Annotated in this window: 2 protein-coding genes; one reads left to right on the top strand and one right to left on the bottom strand. The window is 74.5% G+C overall.

Going from position 1 to position 1,520, the window contains the following annotated elements:
• Positions 1 to 105: 105 nt before the first annotated feature.
• Complete coding sequence (locus J0670_RS37825; RefSeq protein WP_207817300.1) at positions 106 to 1,122, top strand: DUF4349 domain-containing protein; 1,017 nt, start codon at positions 106 to 108, stop codon at positions 1,120 to 1,122.
• Positions 1,123 to 1,173: 51 nt separating this feature from the next.
• On the opposite strand, the gene J0670_RS37820 is transcribed toward J0670_RS37825, so the two are convergent.
• On the bottom strand, positions 1,174 to 1,520 hold a 347-nt coding region (locus tag J0670_RS37820), incomplete at its 5' end, for a uroporphyrinogen decarboxylase family protein (protein WP_279383140.1).

Genomic DNA, 1,520 nt, shown 5'->3' with positions numbered 1-1,520 from the left:
CCGCCGCCGACCTGTGATGCAGTCGCGATCTCCCGGGCGGATCCCTCCGGCAGGCTCTCTCGTCCAATGGGAGGTACTGCCAACGGACTTGGGGAGGGCCCGGGAATGGGAAGCCAGGCAGAACGGACGAGACGGGCGAGAGCCGGCGCGCTGGGGGCGGCGGTGGCGGTGGCCGCATTGCTGGTCGGCGGCTGCAGCGCGGCCGACTCGGGGAGAGCGGGCAAGAGCGACTCGGCGGGGGCCCCTGCGGCGGCGCCGGCCAACCCGGGCGGGCCGACCGGCGCGGCGGCCGCCCAGCCCTCGGGGGCCCCGGCGGCGGCCGGCGTCACCCCGGTCGCCGACAACCGTCTGATCGCGTACACCGCGCAGCTCACCCTGAACGTCCAGAACGTCCCCCAAGTGCTCGCCAAGGCACGCGAGTTGGCCCTGGCCTCGGGTGGCTACGTCGGTGCTGAGCAGGTCTACGGCAGCCCCGGCAACGAGTCGGGGCAGCTGACGCTCAAGATCCCGTCCGCCGCCTACCAGCAGACCCTGGACCAGCTGGCCGCCCTGGGCGAGGTGTCGACCCGCAAGAGCCAGGCGGACGACCTGACCCAGCAGGTCACCGACGTGGCGAGCCGGGTGCAGAGCCAGCAGGCCAGCGTGGAACGGGTGCGGGCGCTGATGTCGCAGGCCAAGTCGCTGAGCGAGATCACCTCGCTGGAGGCGGAGTTGAGCCGCCGCGAGGCGGACCTGGAGTCCCTCCAGAAGCAGCAGAAGGAGCTGGCCGCCCGGACCTCGTACTCCACCGTCACCCTGGAGGTCCACCGCGCGGCCGCGTCACCGACGCCGACGCCGACCTCGGCGCCGAAGGCGGAGGGGAAGGGCTTCGGCGGCTCGGTCGGCTCGGCGCTCGGCGGCGGCTGGCACGTCCTGGTGGTCATCGCCCGCGCGCTGGCCGTGGCGATCGCCGCGGTGGCACCGTTCCTGCTGGTGCTCGGGGTCCCGGCGGCACTGGGGTACCGCTACTGGCGCCGGCGCCGTCCGCGGCCCGCCGTGCCCGCGGAAGCCGAACCCGAGGAGGCCGAACCCGCCGAGGACGCGGACCCCGCGAACGGGCGGCACACCTGGCCCCAGCCCTGAACACGCCGGTGGCGGGCCCCCGGAAGCCGGAGGGCCCGCCACCGCGGGGCGTCAGCGCGCGCTGGCCTCGTGCACGAAGGCGACCAGACGACTGAGCGCGTCCGGGTCCATGGACGGCATCACACCGTGGCCGAGGTTAAAAATGTGGCCGCTGGTGCCGAGCGCCTGGGCGGCGTGCAGCACCTCGCGGGCCTTGGTCTCCACGACCTTGGTCGGCGCGAACAGCACCGCCGGGTCGAGGTTGCCCTGAAGGCCCTTGCCGGGGCCGACCCGCTCGGCGGCGACGTTCAGCGGCACCCGCCAGTCGACGCCGACGATGTCCGCGCCGGCCTGGCCCATCAGGCCGAGCAGCTCGCCGGTGCCGACACCGAAGTGGATCCGCGGCACCCCGTAGTGGG

This window comes from Streptomyces sp. FH025 (assembly GCF_017427025.1).
Taxonomy (GTDB): domain Bacteria; phylum Actinomycetota; class Actinomycetes; order Streptomycetales; family Streptomycetaceae; genus Kitasatospora.
The sequence above is the reverse complement of the archived record's forward strand: the minus strand, read 5'-3'. Positions and strand labels throughout refer to the sequence as shown.

What these genes read in the sequence shown, in the direction of transcription:
- J0670_RS37825 (WP_207817300.1), top strand. Translation starts at nt 106, where the DNA reads ATGGGAAGCCAGGCAGAACGGACGAGACGGGCGAGAGCCGGCGCGCTG.